At 56.1% G+C, this 17,571-nt stretch carries 16 protein-coding genes; 7 read left to right on the forward strand and 9 right to left on the reverse strand.

Features of this window, described 5'->3' with window-relative positions:
- Window positions 1-85: 85 nt before the first annotated feature.
- Window positions 86-1,012, forward strand: coding sequence for a LysR family transcriptional regulator (locus ABDK75_RS08855; protein WP_346005601.1), 927 nt, complete (start codon window positions 86-88; stop codon window positions 1,010-1,012).
- Here ABDK75_RS08855 and ABDK75_RS08860 read toward each other — a convergent pair.
- The gene (locus ABDK75_RS08860) at window positions 1,003-1,347 is read right to left on the reverse strand and encodes a hypothetical protein (protein WP_346005602.1); all 345 of its coding nucleotides are present in this window, start codon (window positions 1,345-1,347) and stop codon (window positions 1,003-1,005) included. The two genes, ABDK75_RS08855 and ABDK75_RS08860, sit on opposite strands and share 10 nt — an antisense overlap.
- Window positions 1,347-2,252 (reverse strand): DMT family transporter, encoded by a 906-nt coding sequence (locus ABDK75_RS08865; RefSeq protein ID WP_086633950.1) that lies wholly within the window; start codon window positions 2,250-2,252, stop codon window positions 1,347-1,349. The genes ABDK75_RS08860 and ABDK75_RS08865 overlap by 1 nt, the downstream gene beginning before the upstream one ends.
- 189 nt (window positions 2,253-2,441) lie before the next feature.
- Here ABDK75_RS08865 and metH point away from each other — a divergent pair, with 189 nt between their 5' ends.
- The 6 genes from metH to ABDK75_RS08895 all read left to right on the forward strand — a co-directional run bounded on the left by metH (window position 2,442) and on the right by ABDK75_RS08895 (window position 10,194).
- A complete protein-coding gene (metH, locus tag ABDK75_RS08870; RefSeq protein ID WP_346005603.1) occupies window positions 2,442-5,948 on the forward strand; it encodes a methionine synthase in 3,507 nt (1,168 codons plus the stop codon).
- A gap of 20 nt (window positions 5,949-5,968) precedes the next feature.
- Complete coding sequence (locus ABDK75_RS08875; protein ID WP_099210124.1) at window positions 5,969-6,217, forward strand: hypothetical protein; 249 nt, start codon at window positions 5,969-5,971, stop codon at window positions 6,215-6,217.
- Between the two features lie 152 nt (window positions 6,218-6,369).
- Window positions 6,370-7,788: an FAD-linked oxidase C-terminal domain-containing protein gene (locus ABDK75_RS08880; RefSeq protein WP_346005605.1), complete on the forward strand. Its 1,419-nt coding sequence runs from the start codon at window positions 6,370-6,372 to the stop codon at window positions 7,786-7,788.
- A gap of 42 nt (window positions 7,789-7,830) precedes the next feature.
- On the forward strand, window positions 7,831-9,324 hold the full coding sequence (gene mqo, locus ABDK75_RS08885; RefSeq protein WP_346005607.1) for a malate dehydrogenase (quinone): 1,494 nt from the start codon (window positions 7,831-7,833) through the stop codon (window positions 9,322-9,324).
- Window positions 9,325-9,376: 52 nt separating this feature from the next.
- Complete coding sequence (locus ABDK75_RS08890; RefSeq protein ID WP_211516457.1) at window positions 9,377-9,622, forward strand: helix-turn-helix transcriptional regulator; 246 nt, start codon at window positions 9,377-9,379, stop codon at window positions 9,620-9,622.
- 386 nt (window positions 9,623-10,008) lie between these two features.
- Entirely contained in the window at window positions 10,009-10,194 is a 186-nt protein-coding gene (locus tag ABDK75_RS08895; RefSeq protein WP_143412304.1) for a hypothetical protein, read from the forward strand.
- A gap of 96 nt (window positions 10,195-10,290) precedes the next feature.
- Here ABDK75_RS08895 and glpK read toward each other — a convergent pair whose 3' ends face one another.
- The 7 genes from glpK to ABDK75_RS08930 all read right to left on the reverse strand — a co-directional run bounded on the left by glpK (window position 10,291) and on the right by ABDK75_RS08930 (window position 17,569).
- Window positions 10,291-11,841 (reverse strand): glycerol kinase GlpK, encoded by a 1,551-nt coding sequence (glpK, locus tag ABDK75_RS08900; RefSeq protein ID WP_202206729.1) that lies wholly within the window; start codon window positions 11,839-11,841, stop codon window positions 10,291-10,293.
- A gap of 25 nt (window positions 11,842-11,866) precedes the next feature.
- On the reverse strand, window positions 11,867-12,769 hold the full coding sequence (locus tag ABDK75_RS08905; RefSeq protein WP_346005609.1) for an MIP/aquaporin family protein: 903 nt from the start codon (window positions 12,767-12,769) through the stop codon (window positions 11,867-11,869).
- A gap of 34 nt (window positions 12,770-12,803) precedes the next feature.
- A complete protein-coding gene (gene glpD, locus ABDK75_RS08910) occupies window positions 12,804-14,384 on the reverse strand; it encodes a glycerol-3-phosphate dehydrogenase (protein WP_346005611.1) in 1,581 nt (526 codons plus the stop codon).
- Window positions 14,385-14,504: 120 nt separating this feature from the next.
- Window positions 14,505-15,290 (reverse strand): DeoR/GlpR family DNA-binding transcription regulator, encoded by a 786-nt coding sequence (locus tag ABDK75_RS08915; protein WP_346005612.1) that lies wholly within the window; start codon window positions 15,288-15,290, stop codon window positions 14,505-14,507.
- Window positions 15,291-15,411: 121 nt separating this feature from the next.
- Window positions 15,412-15,726, reverse strand: coding sequence for an antibiotic biosynthesis monooxygenase (locus ABDK75_RS08920; RefSeq protein WP_346005613.1), 315 nt, complete (start codon window positions 15,724-15,726; stop codon window positions 15,412-15,414).
- Entirely contained in the window at window positions 15,711-16,553 is an 843-nt protein-coding gene (locus ABDK75_RS08925; protein WP_346005614.1) for an ATP-binding cassette domain-containing protein, read from the reverse strand. The genes ABDK75_RS08920 and ABDK75_RS08925 overlap by 16 nt, the downstream gene beginning before the upstream one ends.
- Complete coding sequence (locus ABDK75_RS08930) at window positions 16,550-17,569, reverse strand: iron ABC transporter permease (protein WP_346005850.1); 1,020 nt, start codon at window positions 17,567-17,569, stop codon at window positions 16,550-16,552. The genes ABDK75_RS08925 and ABDK75_RS08930 overlap by 4 nt, the downstream gene beginning before the upstream one ends.
- Window positions 17,570-17,571 lie beyond the last annotated feature (2 nt).

Here is a 17,571-nt window from a genome sequence, read left to right on the forward strand (position 1 = left end):
AGTCGATCTGCCGCGAAGGTTGTCATCAAACTGGGACAACGATAATCCTGACTACAGGAAAGTCATCTGGCACCAGGAGTGTGAAGTGCTCGACCGGATTACCAGTATGCAAGCCTTCGTTCGGGTGGTGGGACAAGGAAGCTTTGCTGCTGCCGCACGGTCTCTGGGCCTATCCCAGACGATGGTGACAAAACACGTGTCAGCGCTCGAAGCCCATCTGGGCGTAGCACTTTTCCATCGCAGCACGCGCCGTCTCTCACTGACTGAATCTGGGCAACTCTATCTCGATCGGTGCCAGAAACTCCTGAGCAGCCTCGAAGACATGGAGCAGGAAGTCACCGCAGGCGCAGCCGAGCCCCGTGGGCTGCTGCGCATGAATACGCCCGTATCTTTCGCCATTCGCCATGTCGCCCCTCTCCTGCCAGAGTTCAGCCAGAAATACCCTTTGGTGACAGTCGAACTGGGCGTGGATGATCGCCGCGTCGATCCTATTGCTGAAGGGTGGGATTTAACTCTCAGGATCGGCCATCTGTTGCCCAGCAGCCTCAAAGCCCGGCGTCTGGCGCATATCAACTTCACGCTTTGTGCCGCCCCCTCCTATCTGGCCAAACACGGCACTCCGGCCACGGTCAGTGACCTCGAACATCACACCTGCCTCGGCTACACCCTCAGCGACCCCGTGGGCACCACACGCTGGAGTTTCGGACGCCGGGGAGAACGGACCATTCCGGTCAAAAGCAGTTTGCGCTCCAATAATGGAGACGTTCTGCGCACGGCAGCATTGGCTGGCCAGGGCATTCTTTATCAGCCGACATTTATTGTCGCCGATGAGCTTCAGTCAGGCCTTCTCAAACCTATCACGCTCGATACTCCCTTGCTTGAAGGGCCAGATCTGCATGCAGTGTATGTGCCCACAACGCACGTTCCGCTCAAAGTCCGAGTGATGATCGATTTTCTGGCGGCACGTTATGCGCCCGTTCCTCCATGGGAGCGAGCAAGTCATCAGTCCTGAAGGCGATATCTGGCTCTCACCAGCACATCCTGTTCAAGCATTTGCAGAACGTCCCGCTGCTCCTGAACACCGACAAGAACGACCACTCCCCGAATTGTCGATCTTGCCCCCGTCACATGATCCTGAAAAACTTGGGCCAAGACCATCGACAGCCCCTCTCGCGAGCAGCAGGAACACCCAATGCCGTGTCTCTTGCGAAATGGAGAGGGTGCTGGCAAGGACACTACGTCTGACCAGCCCTCTCCCGGTACATCCGCTACAAGAACGACGTCTGCCCTGCGCGATGACGGCCAGTTAGAAAGATCCGTGACAACCGAGAGAAAGAGCTGAGACATCAGTTGTTCAACCGGCCGCTTGGTGCCGCAACAGGGTGGCGCCCCCATGTGTTGGTGACAATAACGCCAGCCATAACAATGGCACCGCCAATGAGTGTCCGGAACGTAGGAATCTCATGGGTCAGAATATAGGCCAGAACCATCGTGACAGGCGGGAGCAGATACAGCAGCGCAGCGCCCCGCGTAGCTCCCAGATGCCCGATCACAAAGGCCCAGGCAGCATATCCGATTGCGGCGGGGAAAATGCCCAGTTCCAGCACGGATGCCCGTCCTGCCCATGATGCATGAGAAAAACTGGCCAATCCTTCTGGCAGCCATGGCAGCAGGAACAGAGCACCACTGATCAGAATATAAGCGATCGTTGTAAGAGCACCGTACCGACGGATCAGCCCTTTCTGAAGATTCGTGTAGAGCGCTCCGCAAACAGCAGCTCCGAACACGAATGTCGCACCTGAACCGAAGGACAATCCCCCGGCCTGCCCTTGGGCAATTAGAACAACACCAGCAAAACTCAGGATGGACCCAGCCCATCCCAAAAGAGACATGCGCTCACCAAGAAACGCCATGGCGATGAGCCCGGCCATAAGAGGCGCTGCGCTGATAAGGAGGCTCGCGGCCCCCGCGGAGACTGTCACTTCGCCACAGTTAAAAAAGATATTGTACAGCGTGATGCCAACCGCACCGCATCCCAGAACCTGCGGAATATCAGCTTTTTGCAGACGAGCTGGGCGTTTCCAGAGCAGCCAGCCCCCCGCAGCAATGGCGGCGATGGCATATCGTACGGCCGCGAGCGGGATAGGTGCAAAGTCATGCAGGGCAATACGCACAACCGGATACGCACTGGCCCAGGACAGAATGGCGACTGCTATAAAGAGTGGAAGGAAACGACCAACTGAATTTGTCATTGCTGTTCCGCGAGAAGGGATTCCCAATTCAGGAAGATGCACCACATATGACAGGCCTGTTAAAAGAAGGACAGGACAGATCCGGTTTGCCAGCAGCTTCCCTCAACCGTTATACAGGCAGGCCTCCATGCTGGGCCCAATCGCCTGGCATAATATCCCGTCCTGATTTTATTCCTGAAGAGCGCCTCAATGTCCTCACGTCCCCATCTGCTTGATGCCCTGTCAGACCAGGTTCTGCTGTGTGACGGTGGTATGGGATCGCGCGTGCAGATGCTCGATCTGGAAGTTGAGAAAGACTACTGGGGCCAGGAAAACTGCACGGAAATCCTGAATCTTTCCCGCCCTGAGCTGGTTCGCGAAATTCATCGCGGCTATTTCGAAGCTGGCGCGGATATGGTCGAGACCAACACGTTTGGTGGCTCGATCGTTACTCTTGCTGAGTTCGACCTTCAGGACCGAAGCCGCGAAATTAACCGTGTTGCTGCCACGCTGGCCCGAGAGGCCGCAGAGACCTTCTGTGACGGCCGCCATCGTTACGTCATGGGCTCCATCGGGCCCGGAACGAAACTGCCGACGCTTGGCAACATCGATTATGACACGCTCGAAGCCGGCCTGATCGAACAGTGCCGTGGCCTGATCGACGGTGGTGTCGATGGGTTCCTGATTGAGACCTGTCAGGACACGCTCCAGATCAAAGCTGCCGTCAACGCGGCCAAAGCCGCACGGATCGAACTCGGGTCGGACGCTCCCATTTTCGTACAGGTGACGGTCGAAACCACCGGCACCCTCCTCGTTGGACCCGACATCGCTGCGGCAGCCACAACCGTCAACGCGCTGGACGTCCCGTCTTTGGGCCTGAACTGTGCGACCGGCCCGCAGGAAATGGCTGAGCACGTCCGCTGGTTGTCTGAAAACTGGCCGGGCCTGATTTCCATGCAGCCCAACGCCGGTCTCCCGGAACTGGTAGATGGTAAAACAGTCTATCCTCTCAGCCCGGACGAGATGGCTGTGTGGATGGAGCGTTTCATCCGTGAAGACGGACTCAACCTGATCGGCGGGTGCTGCGGAACGTCCACGCCTCATATTCAGGCTCTGGACGGCATGCTGCGCCGCGTGGGTGGCGAAAAATACCGTCCGGCTCCGGTCAAGCGTAGCACGATCTGGATGCCGTCTGTATCCAGCCTCTACTCGCAGGTGCCGCTGAGGCAGGAAAACAGCTACTTCTCCATCGGCGAGCGCTGCAACGCCAACGGTTCAAAAAAATGGCGTGAACTTCAGGAAGCAGGCGACTGGGATGGCTGCGTAGCCGTCGGCCGGGAACAGGCTGCCGAAGGCTCCAACGCTCTGGACGTCTGCACCGCCTTCGTTGGCCGAGACGAAGTCGCGGAGATGAACGAAGTCGTCACGCGCTTCACGTCATCCGTTAATGCGCCTCTGGTCATCGATTCAACCGAGACACCAGTCATTGAGGCCGCTCTGAAGCTGCATGGCGGCAAGCCGATCATCAACTCAATCAATTTTGAGGATGGTGAAGAGCAGGCGCATGCCCGCATGAAGCTGGCAAAGAAGTTCGGCGCCGCGATGATTGCCCTGACCATTGACGAAGTGGGCATGGCCAAGACGCCAGAAGACAAGCTGCGCATTGCAGAACGTCTGGTTGATTTCGCCTGTAATCAGTATGGGCTGCCCCAGTCCGACCTGATGATCGACCCGCTGACATTCACCATCGCAACGGGCATGGAAGACGACCGTAAGCTTGGCGTCTGGACGCTTGAGGGTATTCGGATGATCCGGGATAAATTCCCTGACATCCAGATCGTGCTGGGTCTTTCGAACATTTCCTTTGGTCTGAACCCTGCGGCACGTGCAGTTCTGAATTCCGTATTTCTGGACCATGCCGTCAAAGCAGGCATGACCGGCGCGATCGTACATGTTTCAAAAATCCGTCCGCTGCACCTGATTGCACCGGAAGAAGTGAAAGTCGCGGAAGACCTGATCTTTGACCGTCGGACTACCGATTATGATCCGCTCCAGAAGCTTCTGGAGCTTTTTGCTGGCCGAAAAGCTGCGGATGCCGTCAAGAAGCGCCGCGCTGAAACACCTGCGGAACGCCTCAAGGACCGGATTGTAGACGGGGACCGTAAAGGCATCGAGGATGATCTGGATGCCGCCATGCAGGATATGGCCCCGCTCGACATCATCAACACCGTTCTGTTGGACGGCATGAAAGTCGTGGGCGAACTTTTCGGCTCTGGCAAAATGCAGCTTCCGTTCGTGCTGCAATCTGCCGAGACCATGAAAACAGCCGTAGCCTGGCTTGAGCCGCACATGGAGCGCAAAGAAGGCCAGCATCGCGGCACGATGGTTCTTGCTACGGTGAAGGGTGACGTCCACGACATTGGCAAGAACCTTGTGGACATTATCCTGACCAATAACGGCTATCAGGTGATCAACCTCGGCATTAAAGTGCCTTTGGCTGACATGATGGCTGCAGCCAAGGAACATAATGCTGACGCTATCGGCATGTCAGGGCTCCTCGTAAAATCCACCGTCATCATGCGTGAGAACCTCGCGGAAATGAAACGGCAAGGCTTCGATGTTCCCGTTATTCTTGGTGGCGCGGCCCTGACCCGAAACTACGTCGAAGAAGAATGCGCCCTGTCTTACGGAGACGGCGAGCCAGGCCGTGTCGCATACGCCAGAGATGCGTTTGATGGTTTGTCCCTGATGGACAAGATCGCGCAAAAAGAGTTTGACGGCTATCTGGGAGCGATCCAGAGCCGCCGTGCGGGCAAGGCAAGCCGCAAAAATGCGCGTGCTCCGGAAAGTGCTGAAACGCGTGGCTTCGGCACAGTTGATCCTGCCGCTGCCAGGGAGCGTCGCAATCGGATCTCAGGCGAGTTGCCTCCTCTCACGCCGCCTTTCTGGGGCGCCCGGGTAGTGGAAGCTGCGCCTAATGCCGTGCTGCCGTTCCTGAATGAACGCTCACTCTATCAGTTCCAGTGGGGCTTCCGGAAACAGGGACGCTCCCTTGAGGAGTTCATGGAGTATGCGAAGATGGAACTTCGCCCCGTCCTGAAGCGCATGCTGGCGCTCAGTGCGGAGCAGGAAATCCTTCGCCCGCAGGCCATCTATGGATACTGGAAAGCTGCTGGTGACGGAAACGATCTCATCCTGTTTGAAGAAGATGGCAAGACAGAAGCCGCGCGCTTCACCCTGCCCCGCCAGCCGAAGGACGACGGCGAGTGCATCGCTGACTTCGTGCGTGACATCAATGATGAGCACCGCGACGTTGTTGGGCTTCAGGTTGTTACCGTTGGGCAGAAAGCATCAGACCTTGCCCGGGAATGGTTCGAGGCCAATCGCTATCAGGATTACCTCTATCTGCATGGCCTTTCGGTCGAGATGGCGGAAGCCATGGCTGAATACACCCACAAACGGATCCGTGCAGAGCTTGGTTTCGCGGCGGAAGATGATCGTGACATGGAGAAAATGCTCTCCCAGTCCTATCGTGGGTCACGCTATTCCTTCGGCTATCCTGCCTGCCCCCGCCTTGAGGATCAGGAACCAATCCTGCGCCTTCTGGATGCCGAGCGCGTTGGGATTTCCCTCTCTGACGGGTTCCAGCTTCATCCTGAGCAGTCAACGTCTGCTCTCGTGGTGCTGAATCCGCGCGCCAAATACTTCACTGTCTGACTCAACGGAGAACCACGGTCATGGCATCACAGCAAATCGGCGGGCTTCTTGCCCAGCTTCGACTCATCAACGGTGAACGTGGCTTCTTCGCCAACTTTTTTGGCCTCTTCTGCGTGGCCTGTCTTTTGGGACTGGCCAACATGTTCAGCCGCTCTGTCCTGCACGCAGATATGGGATGGCTGCTCAAACCACTCATGGTGGTCATGGCCCTGTATTTCTTTCTTCCCTATCTCCTGTTGCTCATCATTGACCGACGCAGCACCAACTAACGTTCATTCATCTTACACTTCCAAAAAGACGCCCCAATATGGGGCGTTTTTCTTATCTGCACTCCGTGAGAGCACCGCATATAGATTGTCTTTTCAGCTGTCGGATTTATAATAATTTTACAAAATTGAAGATTTTTCATTTCGGATATTCCATGACAGTTCTTTCCCCCTCCGCAGAAGAACGCCTGCACACTGTTCTCTCCCGGCTTGAAACACGGCTGGGCAGCCGGATCAGCAGGGTCCCTTCTGTGCTGGAAGAACATAGTCACGGTGAAGCCATGGAAGCAGCTCGCCTGCCCGGAGCTGTCATCTTCGCTGAAAGCACGGACGATGTTTCAACCGTTCTGAAAGAATGTCATGCCTCTCGCGTTCCTTTAGTCGCGTTTGGTGCTGGCACTTCTGTTGAAGGGCATGTCACGCCGCCAGAACACGCCATCAGCCTCGATCTCTCCCGCATGACCGGCATTGTGGAGATGAACCCGGACGACCTGGATTGCCGCGTACAGGCGGGCCTCACCCGACAGGCTCTCAACACACAGATCCGCGATACAGGACTTTTCTTTCCCGTCGATCCGGGCGGTGAAGCTACTCTGGGCGGCATGTGCGCGACCCGCGCTTCCGGAACGGCAGCCGTGCGCTACGGCACCATAAAGGAAAACGTGCTGGGTCTGACTGTCGTGCTTGCGACCGGTGAAGTGATCCGAACCGGCGGTCGCGTCCGCAAGTCTTCCACTGGCTACGATCTGACGTCCCTCTTCATCGGCTCTGAAGGCACGCTCGGGATTATTACGGAAATCCAGCTCAAGCTGCATGGCCGCCCTGACACCCTCTCCGCTGCAGTTTGCCAATTTGAATCCTTGAACGATGCTGTTCAGACTGCAATGGAAATCATCCAATGCGGCATTCCGATTAACCGTGTGGAATTGATGGATAGTGTTCAGATGGATGCATCCATCCGATACTCCAAACTGACCGGCTATCGCCCCCTGACAACGCTATTTTTTGAATTTGCGGGCGCCCCTGCAGCCGTACAGGAACAGGTTACCGCAACCCAGGAGATCGCTCTCGCAAACAATGGGCTTGGTTTTGCCTGGGCCGACAGCGCGGAAGACCGGGCACGTCTGTGGAAAGCGCGCCATGATGCCTACTGGGCCGCAAAGGCCATCGATCCAACCGCCCGGGTCATCTCAACAGACTGCATTGTTCCAATCTCACGACTGGGGGAACTGATTGCCGGTGTCTCAAGCGACATTGCCGCATCCGGTCTTAAGGCCCCTCTTCTGGGCCACGTCGGAGACGGAAATTTCCATACGCTCATCATCACCGAACATTCCCCGGACGGCTATGCTCAAGCCCTGGATCTGGACCGGAAAATTGTCGGTCGGGCACTGGCTCTCGGAGGTTCCTGTAGTGGCGAGCACGGGGTTGGACTGGGGAAACTGGAGTTTTTGGCTCAGGAGCACGGTGAAGGCTCACTCGGCGTCATGCGTGCGCTGAAGAATACGATGGACCCTCACCATATTCTCAATCCGGGAAAGCTGCTTCCCAACGGGCCCGTTTATCGGGGATAACACCACCCTTCTGATATTCTGCTTTTACGGACCCTGCCTGCAATGTCTTCAGCTTCTGCCGCGTTCCCGGATGTCGTTCTGATTGGAGGCGGCATCATGAGCGCAACTTTCGCCGCCCTCCTGAAAGAACTGTCCCCCGAACTCTCCATTACGCTGTTTGAAACACTGGAACAGTGTGGGCAGGAAAGTTCAAAGGCCTGGAACAATGCCGGGACCGGGCACGCAGGAAACTGTGAACTGAATTACACGCCGCAGCGTGCAGATGGCAGCGTGGATATTTCCAAGGCTCTGGCGGTCAACACCGAGTTCGATATTTCCCGCCAACTCTGGGCGCACTGGGTACAAACCGGCCGAATTGCAGATCCGGGCACGTTCATTCACGCCTGCCCTCATGTCAGTCTTGTCTGGGGTGAAGCTGACGTTGCTTTTCTTAAAGCGCGCTACACCGCCATGGCCAACCACCACTGCTTTGACGGAATGGAATATAGCGAAGACCCTGCTGTCATTGCGAGTTGGGCCCCTCTTGCGATGGAAGGTCGGGATCTGTCTATTCCTGTGGCAGCGACCCGCATTAAAAGCGGAACGGATGTCGATTTCGGGGCCCTGACCAGAAGCCTTCTCTCTGGCTTGCAGACCGCCCCCGGCTTCCACAGCTTCTACCGTCATCGCGTGACGGACCTGACCAAAACAACCGATGGTCGTTGGCGTGTCACTGCGGTCAATATGCAAACGGGGGCACACAGGTCTGTGCTGACGCGATTTGTCTTTATCGGCGCAGGCGGTGCAGCACTGCCCCTCCTTCAGAAATCCGGTATTCCTGAAGCACGCCGATACGCAGGCTTCCCAGTGAGCGGCTTGTGGCTGCAATGCACCAACCCTGCCATCACGCAGCGCCATCATGCGAAAGTTTATGGAAAAGCGCCCGTCGGATCTCCCCCAATGTCTGTCCCACATCTGGATACGCGGGTGATCGACGGGAAATCCTGCCTTCTTTTTGGTCCGTATGCGGGTTTTTCCACCAAATTTCTCAAGAGCGGCTCCTGGAGGGACTATTTCGACTCCTTGAACAGCAGCAACATCATTCCCGCCATGACCGCAGGCAAAGATAATCTGTCGCTCCTGAACTATCTGGTGCGCGAAGTAACACAGAGCGACCACAAGCGCTTCCAGTCGCTTCTGAACTTCTATCCTCAGGCTGATGAAAGCCAGTGGACGAAGATTGTGGCCGGACAGCGTGTTCAGATCATCAAGCCGGACAAAGGCCTTCATGGTGTCCTGCGCTTCGGCACAGAGCTGGTCCGCAGTTCCGATCAGTCGCTTGTTGCAATTCTCGGTGCATCTCCAGGTGCATCCATCGCAGCCTCAGTAGCGCTGCAAGTCGTGGAAAAGTGCTTTCCTCAGAAGATTTCTTCAAATGAATGGCTGCCACGTCTTAAAGAGATTTTCCCCGCCTATGGGGTGGATCTGAAACAGAACGCTACCCTTTGCCGCGAATTACGCACGAGCACTGCTGCTTCCTTGAATATTGATGCCTGAGTGCGTCTAAAATTGTAGAAAAGCATCTATCCGTTGTGTATACACAATATTTATGCATAACCGTATTGCTCTTTTCCGGGCTGAACGAGGTCTTTCACGTAAAGACCTCGCTGAAGCCGTAAAGGTTAACCCCCAGACGATCGGCTATCTGGAACGCGGCGATTACAAACCCAGTCTGGAACTCGCGATGAAGATCTGTGCGGTTCTGAAAGCAGAGGTCGAAATGGTTTTCTCTCTGACGCCATTTGATTCACTTGTCGAACAGATGCGCGCGCGCATGGAGGCTGGAAAACAGTGACATTCTCTCCTCGCCCCACTGACAAATTTTTCAGCGTCATTGACAATGTAGCCAATATCATTGGCCGTCCTGTTTTCTGGCTTGGAGGACTGTTTCCAGACGGAACACCGGTGTCACCGACAAACACAATTCCCCTCTGGAAACCTGTCACGATTGCAGTCTTCGCAACCATACTTTTCCCAAGCGCAATATTCCTGCTGAGCCCCGGCTGGATGATGTCAGTATTCTTCATCAGCGGAACGTTTCTTTTGAATATTTGCGCCCGGATAAAACTGCAGCATCCTTTGTACAGACTGAGTGCTTGGGACAGGGATGAACGAGAGCAGCAAACCATCCTGACATGCCGAAACTCTGCCCTCGTCGTGATGAGTGCAGGAGCTGTCATCATGCCTCTGTTACTGGCTTTTACGCTCATTCATGACCAGTTTCAGCTGAGCCAACTGAAAACAATCAGCCTCATTACTCAAGCTTTCCTGTGCCTGAATTATCTTGTGACCCTCGCGTCGGCAGCACAAATTGGCACATTGGCCTGGCTGGAACGCGATCAGCCATCATCACCGGATGCCGCCTGAAATTCCAATTTTTCCTGGCCAACCCAGAACATAAAAAAGGCCGGCCTTCGTCCCCCGACGAATAGACCGGCCATATCAAGCAGACCTGAAGAGCGGTCAGGCTGCCTGAACTGTATCAACCTTTGGCTTGCTGGCGCGCACTGGCGCAGCACTCGCCGCATGCGGCGTTAGGGTGCGCTGAACTGCATTCTGCCAGCCGTCCAGCATGATGCGGCGCTGGGCAGGATCCATACGCGGCGAGAACAGACGCTCCTGAGCCCAGGTTGCTGCAACTTCTTCCAGGCTACCCCAAACACCAACGTACAACCCGGCAAGGAAAGCAGCGCCAACGGCCGTGGTCTCAACGTTTACAGGGCGCTCCACATCGGCCTTAAGCATGCTGGCGAGGAACTGGGCAAACCAGTCGTTAGCGGCCATGCCACCGTCAATACGCAACGTCTTGGCCCGCATCGCACCGTCCTGACGCATGGCGTGAACGAGGTCATAGGTCTGGTACGCAACAGATTCCAGCATCGCACGGGCAATGTGTGCCTGCGTCGAGCCCAGCGTGAGACCACAGATCATGCCGCGTGCTTCAGGATCCCAATGTGGCGCGCCAAGCCCAACAAAAGCTGGCACCATGTAAACGCCGTGGCTGTCCGGAATACGGGTTGCCATATCATCGGTCTGAGACGCATGCGTGATCAGTTGCAGACCGTCACGCAGCCACTTGATGCCGGCGCCTGCCACGAAGATGGATCCTTCGAGAGCATAGGTCGTCTTGTTGCCAATCCGGTAACCAATGGTCGTCAGCAAACGGTTATTGGACTGAATTGGCTTCTCGCCTGTGTTCAGGAGCATAAAGCAGCCCGTACCATAGGTCGCTTTCGCCATGCCTTCTTCAAAGCAGGCCTGCCCGATGAGAGCAGCATGTTGGTCACCCGCCATACCACCGATCACGATGGATTCACCAAACAGGTCAGGCTCTGTTTTGCCAAACAGGCCGCTGTTATCCTGGACTTCAGGCAGAAGCGCACGAGGCACATTGAACAGGTTCAGCAGTTCATCATCCCACTGAAGGGTGTGAATGTTGAACAGGGAGGTGCGGCAGGCATTCGTGATGTCGGTTGCATGGCGTTTGCCACCCGTCAGACGCCACAGAAGGAAGCTGTCGATCGTGCCCGCGGCCAGTTCCCCTGCTTCAGCACGCTTGCGGGCACCTGCAACGTTATCAAGAAGCCAGGCAATCTTGCTTGCTGAGAAATAGGGGTCCAGCAGAAGGCCCGTCTTATCACGAACAATTTCTTCGGCGCCCTGCTCACGCAGGCGATTACATTCCTGAGCCGTCCGGCGATCCTGCCAGACAAGCGCATTATGAATGGGCTTGCCGGTCTTGCGGTCCCAGACCACGACTGTTTCGCGCTGGTTGGTAATGCCGATCGCAGCAATCCGCCCAACACCACCAGCCGTGGAAATCGCTTCACGCGCCGTCTCGAGAACATCTTCCCAGATATCTTCCACGTCATGCTCGACCCAACCCAGCTCAGGATAGTGCTGGGGGAATTCGCTACGTGAAATGGACACGGCGCGGGCATTGCTGTCGAAAACAATACTACGAGTCGATGTCGTGCCCTGATCGATCGCGAGAATGTAGTCTTTCTTTGCCATGCTACTTACTCCGGAAACGGACAGATCAAGAGACCTTGTCGATGACGGGACCTGTTGAGGCAGGTACGGAAGGGTTCGAAACAACGAGCACAGGCTCGGCTAGGTTTAGCGCTTCAGATGATGGCGCAGATGCTACCACAGAAATCCGAGGCATGAAGGGGCGAAGACCATACTGGTAGATCGCGGCACCAATCGGACCACCAACCATTGGCGCTGCAATGGGCACCCACCAGTAGTTGGACGGAGCCGGAATGGCAGCCTGCCCCCACCCTGCAAAGAAGCAGAACAGGCGTGGACCAAAGTCACGAGCCGGATTGATGGCCCAGGCTTCCAGATACCCGGCAGACGCACCAATAATAGCAACGAGAAGACCAATGATCAGCGCACCGGAATTCGCCTGCGGAGCCTGCGTATTGTACTGGCAGGTCACGGCGAAAATACCGAACACCAGAACACCGGTCAGAACAGCCTCATCCCAGAAGGCATGAGCGACACTGATGAAATCGCCAGGATGCGTGAAGAACACGCCAGCAGAGCCGCCATCCAGTGCACGCGTCAGGCCATGAGCCGCATTGTAGTGGTCAATGACCGGCACATAGAGCGAGTACACGAGTGCCGCACCCGCCAGACCGCCCAGAACCTGAGCACCGATGTAGGGTACGACCTTCTTCCATGAGAACCCACGGAAGAGCGCAAGTGAGAGCGTCACAGCCGGGTTGGCGTGTGTGCCGCTGACTGCACCGGTGGCGTAAATCGCAACTGTAACGGACAGCCCCCAGACGATACAGACGCCCCAGTAGGCCGTCTTGTACGGGCTGGGGTCGTAAAGCGAATACATGGCAGCGACGCCATCTCCGAAGAGAATGATGATGGCGACAGCAAAGAACTCAGCAAGGAGTTCACCAAGGTAGCGTTTATTCTCTGACATGACCGGATGTCCGACATGAGAATTGAAGGAAAGATCAGGCGACGTCCTGCCGCCATGTTCCGGAGGTCTCGGAGTTGGCCGAACGTTCTGTTCCGGCGCGCTCCTCGATATAGGTCTGGAGTGCGGCTTTCTCGGCATCAGTCATGAACAGACCCAGCTTCGAGCGACGCCACAGCACGTCCTGCGCAGACCGTGCCCATTCGTTGTCGATCAGATAATCGACTTCGCGCGCACTCAGTGTCTTACCGAACCACTGCCCCATATCGGCTTCTGCCTGCGTAGCGATATCAAACGCCCGCAAACCGTAATTCCGCATGAGCCGCCAGGCTGTGTAAGGCGCCAGATGAGGCGCGTACGCCTGCAGCTTCGCCACCTGACGGTCAAAATCAGCCGGGGCAAAATCCCCACCGGGCAGTGGCGTCTCAGCAGTCCAGGATGGACCGCCCAGCACAGGAAGATGTGGAACCAGCTTCTCAAGTGCATGCTCGGCCAGCTTGCGGAACGTCGTGATCTTGCCGCCGAAAACAGACAGGATCGGTGCACCAGACGCATCAACATCCAGCACATAGTCACGCGTTACAGCGGACGCATTGCCAGAGTTGTCGTCATAAAGCGGACGAACACCGGCATACGTCCAGACCACATCATCCGGGCTGACTGACTTCTGGAAATAGCGGCTGACGCTCTCGCAAAGATACTTGATTTCATCTGCCGAGATTTCAACCTTGCCAGGGTCCTGCTCCCAAGGAACGTCCGTCGTGCCGATAAGCGTGAAATCCTGCTCATAGGGGATCGCGAACACAATCCGCTTGTCCGGATTTTGCAGGATATAAGCCTGCTTGCTCTCGAACAGGCGCGGCACCACAATGTGGCTTCCCTTGACGAGACGCACCTTGTTACGGCTCTGCACGCCAACACGATCCTGAAGAAGCTCTGCGACCCATGGTCCAGCTGCATTCACAATGGTCTTGGCCTGAACTGTCCGTTCTTCACCACTGTCGCGGTCAAGAAGCGTTGCGGTCCAGAGCTGTGGCCCACGTTCAGCTTTCACAAGTTTGGTGCGCGTGTTGATGGAGGCCCCCAGACGGGTGGCATCCATGGCATTGAGCACAACCAGACGGCTGTCCTGCACCCAGCCATCGGAATATTCGAACCCACGCACGTATTCGCTCTTGAGCGGGCGCCCCGTCACGTCCGTGCGGAGGTTCACCGCGCGCGTTTTCGGCAACGTCATGGTCGTGCACAGGTGATCGTACAGGAACAGGCCGGTCCGTAGCAGCCAGGCAGGACGCAGCATCTTGGAGTGTGGCAGAACGAAACGCATCGGCCAGATGATGTGCGGCGCAATCTTTAACAGACGCTCACGCTCAATCAGGGCCTCACGCACCAGCCGGAATTCGTAATATTCCAGATATCGCAGACCACCGTGGATCAGCTTGGTGCTGGCAGAAGACGTATGACTTGCAAGGTCATCCTGCTCGACAAGGATGACCTTCGCACCACGGCCTGCGGCATCACGGGCAATGCCGCAGCCGTTGATGCCCCCACCGACCACAAGCACGTCATAAGGCGCGCTTTGCGGGCTTGAAGGCGAAACTTCACGAATCGATGACATAACAATCTCCTGCCACCACGCTCAAAAACGAGCATCTGATGTTCGTTTTCGCGCATATTGAACGATAAAGTAAAGAGGGCTCTTCGATTTATAACAGATTAGTGTTCTTTTTTTCGCGTACTACTGTGATGTTTGAGCGATATGTAGCGTCACATTTGCCGCTTCCAGAAGGGCCCGGAACGCGTCCGAGACCGGCCGATCGGTAATCAGATCGTCAATATCTGCCAGTCCACCGACGCGCCCCATAGGCTGCCGACTGAACTTTGTATGGTCGGCCAGCAGCAGAACACGGCGAGAATTTCGGATAATCGTACGGGCACACTGAATTTCATTCAGGTCAAAATCCAGCAGCGTCCCATCGTCGGCGATGCCGCTGATGCCGATCACGCCATATTCTGTCCGGAAGGAATCCAGCGTCTCAATTGCAGCAGCGCCCAGAATTGCCCCGTCCTTGGGACGGAGCTCTCCCGCTGCGATCACGGTTCTAAAATCAGGCCGTCCGGAAATAAGAGACGCAACATGGAGGTTGTTAGTCACGACCCGCAGGTCACGATGCCCACCCAGAGACCGGGCGAAAGCCTCGGTTGTCGTACCAATATTAATAAACAGGGACGAACGGTCAGGAATAAGAGACGCCGCGCAACGGCCAATCGCATCCTTGGCCTTCAGGTTCAGAATCTGCCGTTCATTGTAGGCGATATTTTCAATGGTGGAGTTCGGTGTCGCTCCACCATGATGTCGGGTCAGAAGCCCCTGCTCTGCCAGAAACCCAATGTCACGCCGAATGGTTTGAACCGCCACATCGAACTGCTGTGCCATGTCCTCGTTCGACACATAGCCCTGACTGCGAACCAGTCGGATGATCTGTTCCTGACGAGGGTTGATCCTGATGGTGGGGTTGCTCATGTACACTGACCTGAAATGATTTACAGAGCAGTGTGACAACACGAACAAAAACGCGCAATCACGAACTTTGTCAGCGACAGACCCCGTGGCGCTTTTTAATCACTCCACCATCAAAGACATTTCAGATTTCGATATTCTGAAGAACCTTGAAGCCTTCAAAGACTGGCGGTCCCACGGTCAACACTTTGCCTTGTCCGGCGCCGGCATGAGCAGCGCGGAACTGCTCAGACTGTGTCCAACCAACAAAGACCTCATAAGATTCCCAGACCGTATGAGACGCATAAAGAACATGATCTTCTTTGGCTGGTCCCTGCAGGAATTGAAAACTGACAAATCCCGGGACTGTCTTCAGCAGGACTTCCCGCTCCAGCCAGCGCTGCCGAAAAGCATCTTCACTATCAGGCCGTACCTTGAAGCGATTCATTGCAATATACATGGTGTCTCTCTCTTGTTGATATCTTCCGGCATGACGAGATCATGCGGAACAACGAACGGACGCCCCGTGCTGCAATGTTGATGAATGCAGCCATCAGGAATCCCAAAAACGTCGTGGAGGAGTTCAGAAGTCAGGATGTCACGGGGTAGACCGTGTGACTGTATCCGCCCCTGATGCATAACGACGATACGATCAGCACAGGCCGCAGCCCAGTTCAGATCATGAAGAACCAGCAACACGCTTCCACCATGCGCCGCATGCATCTTTGCAATCTGAAGAATGAGGCGCTGCCGTGCCATATCCTGTGCGGACAACGGTTCATCCAGCAACAGACAGCCAGGCGCGCCGTTCCGCGCTGCGGCCTCAAGCTGCGCCAGCACTCGCGCGAGATGGACGCGCTGCCTTTCGCCCCCGGATAACGTCATAATGTCGCGTTCCATGAACGATGACAGCCCGACGCGATCCAGCGTGTCCTGTGCAATCGCAACACGTTCAGCCATCGGGCGGCCCTGCCCGGAAATCGCAGTCCCCATGAGAACCAGTTCCAGCGACGTGAAGCGCGCACGCATCGGACATTCCTGGGGCAAGAGCGCACGGCGGCGAGAAAGTTCGCCCGCAGAAAGCGATCCAATTTTTGAGCCATCAAAGCGGATTTCACCGCCATGCAACGGCATCAAACCGCATGCGAGCTTCAGGAGCGTACTTTTGCCCGCGCCGTTAGGTCCCACAACAGCAACGATTTCTCCTGCCGCGAGCGCCAGATCAAGATTGTGAACAATCTCACGACCACCCGCTCTGGCTGAGGCTTTCTGAATTTCCAGTGTCATGATGGAATGTCCGCTCCATGAATACGGTTCAAAAGCCAGACAAAGACCGGGGTTCCGAGTGCTGCGGTAATTATGCCAACCGGCAGTTCCGCAGGAGCCGCAACCAGTCTGGCAATCGTATCAGCCGCAGTGAGAAGAATAGCCCCAAGAAGAGCGCTCCCAGGCAGAACCAGACGGTGGTCTGGACCGGTGACCAACCTCACAAGGTGAGGAACCACAACGCCGACAAACCCAATGGCGCCCACAAACGCGACTACCGGCCCAACGGACGCTGCCACCCCCAGCATTGCCAGCCGTTTTGTCCGCTCGACAGGATACCCCATCAAAGCAGCATCCGCTTCACCAAGAAGCATGGCGTTCAGAGGAACAGCGAGACGTGTCGCAATCACGCCTGCAAGGACAAGAAATGGCGAGAGCAACCCAATACGCTCCCAATTTGCCCCTGAGAAACTTCCAAGAGTCCAGAACGTCAGATCTCGCAGCGCCGTGTCGTTGGCGCGAAAAATGAGAATGCCCGTCAATGCGCCAGAAAAAGCTCCGAACGCGACGCCAGCCAACAGAACAGTCGTGACAGAGGTGATGCCAGCGCGGGTCGCAAAGACGTAAAGAAGGATTGTGACGAGAAAGCTGCCCAGCATTCCAGCCAAAGGCACGGCCCAGCCGTTTAGAAACCCTGACTGAGCCATATCAACGCCTAAGACGATGACGCATGAAGCAGCCAGAGCAGCCCCGGAAGACACCCCAATCAACCCAGGATCAGCCAATGGATTTCGAAAAAGCCCCTGCATCGTTGCACCCGCAGCCCCCAAAGCTGCACCTGCCATGGCGGCGAGAACAACACGGGGCGCACGAATATGCGCGATCACCATCCAGGCCAGATTTCTGGTCGCAACGTCAGGTGCATGCAGGAGCGTACCAATGCCTGCCCCGCTTGCACCAACCTCGACTGCGACTAGCATGACAAGAATTAGCAGCGGCAGAAGCGATAGTAAGATCCAGCCCGCATGCACGCGCATTG

The organism is Gluconobacter sp. OJA, assembly GCF_039638325.1.
GTDB lineage: Bacteria > Pseudomonadota > Alphaproteobacteria > Acetobacterales > Acetobacteraceae > Gluconobacter > Gluconobacter cerinus.

Coding starts and splice junctions, on each gene's coding strand:
- ABDK75_RS08860 (WP_346005602.1), bottom strand. CDS start 1,347: ATGTCTCAGCTCTTTCTCTCGGTTGTCACGGATCTTTCTAACTGGCCG.
- ABDK75_RS08865 (WP_086633950.1), bottom strand. CDS start 2,252: ATGACAAATTCAGTTGGTCGTTTCCTTCCACTCTTTATAGCAGTCGCC.
- metH (WP_346005603.1), top strand. CDS start 2,442: ATGTCCTCACGTCCCCATCTGCTTGATGCCCTGTCAGACCAGGTTCTG.
- ABDK75_RS08875 (WP_099210124.1), top strand. CDS start 5,969: ATGGCATCACAGCAAATCGGCGGGCTTCTTGCCCAGCTTCGACTCATC.
- ABDK75_RS08880 (WP_346005605.1), top strand. CDS start 6,370: ATGACAGTTCTTTCCCCCTCCGCAGAAGAACGCCTGCACACTGTTCTC.
- mqo (WP_346005607.1), top strand. CDS start 7,831: ATGTCTTCAGCTTCTGCCGCGTTCCCGGATGTCGTTCTGATTGGAGGC.
- ABDK75_RS08890 (WP_211516457.1), top strand. CDS start 9,377: ATGCATAACCGTATTGCTCTTTTCCGGGCTGAACGAGGTCTTTCACGT.
- ABDK75_RS08895 (WP_143412304.1), top strand. CDS start 10,009: ATGCCTCTGTTACTGGCTTTTACGCTCATTCATGACCAGTTTCAGCTG.
- glpK (WP_202206729.1), bottom strand. CDS start 11,841: ATGGCAAAGAAAGACTACATTCTCGCGATCGATCAGGGCACGACATCG.
- ABDK75_RS08905 (WP_346005609.1), bottom strand. CDS start 12,769: ATGTCAGAGAATAAACGCTACCTTGGTGAACTCCTTGCTGAGTTCTTT.
- glpD (WP_346005611.1), bottom strand. CDS start 14,384: ATGTCATCGATTCGTGAAGTTTCGCCTTCAAGCCCGCAAAGCGCGCCT.
- ABDK75_RS08915 (WP_346005612.1), bottom strand. CDS start 15,290: ATGAGCAACCCCACCATCAGGATCAACCCTCGTCAGGAACAGATCATC.
- ABDK75_RS08920 (WP_346005613.1), bottom strand. CDS start 15,726: ATGTATATTGCAATGAATCGCTTCAAGGTACGGCCTGATAGTGAAGAT.
- ABDK75_RS08925 (WP_346005614.1), bottom strand. CDS start 16,553: ATGACACTGGAAATTCAGAAAGCCTCAGCCAGAGCGGGTGGTCGTGAG.
- ABDK75_RS08930 (WP_346005850.1), bottom strand. CDS start 17,569: ATGCGCGTGCATGCGGGCTGGATCTTACTATCGCTTCTGCCGCTGCTA.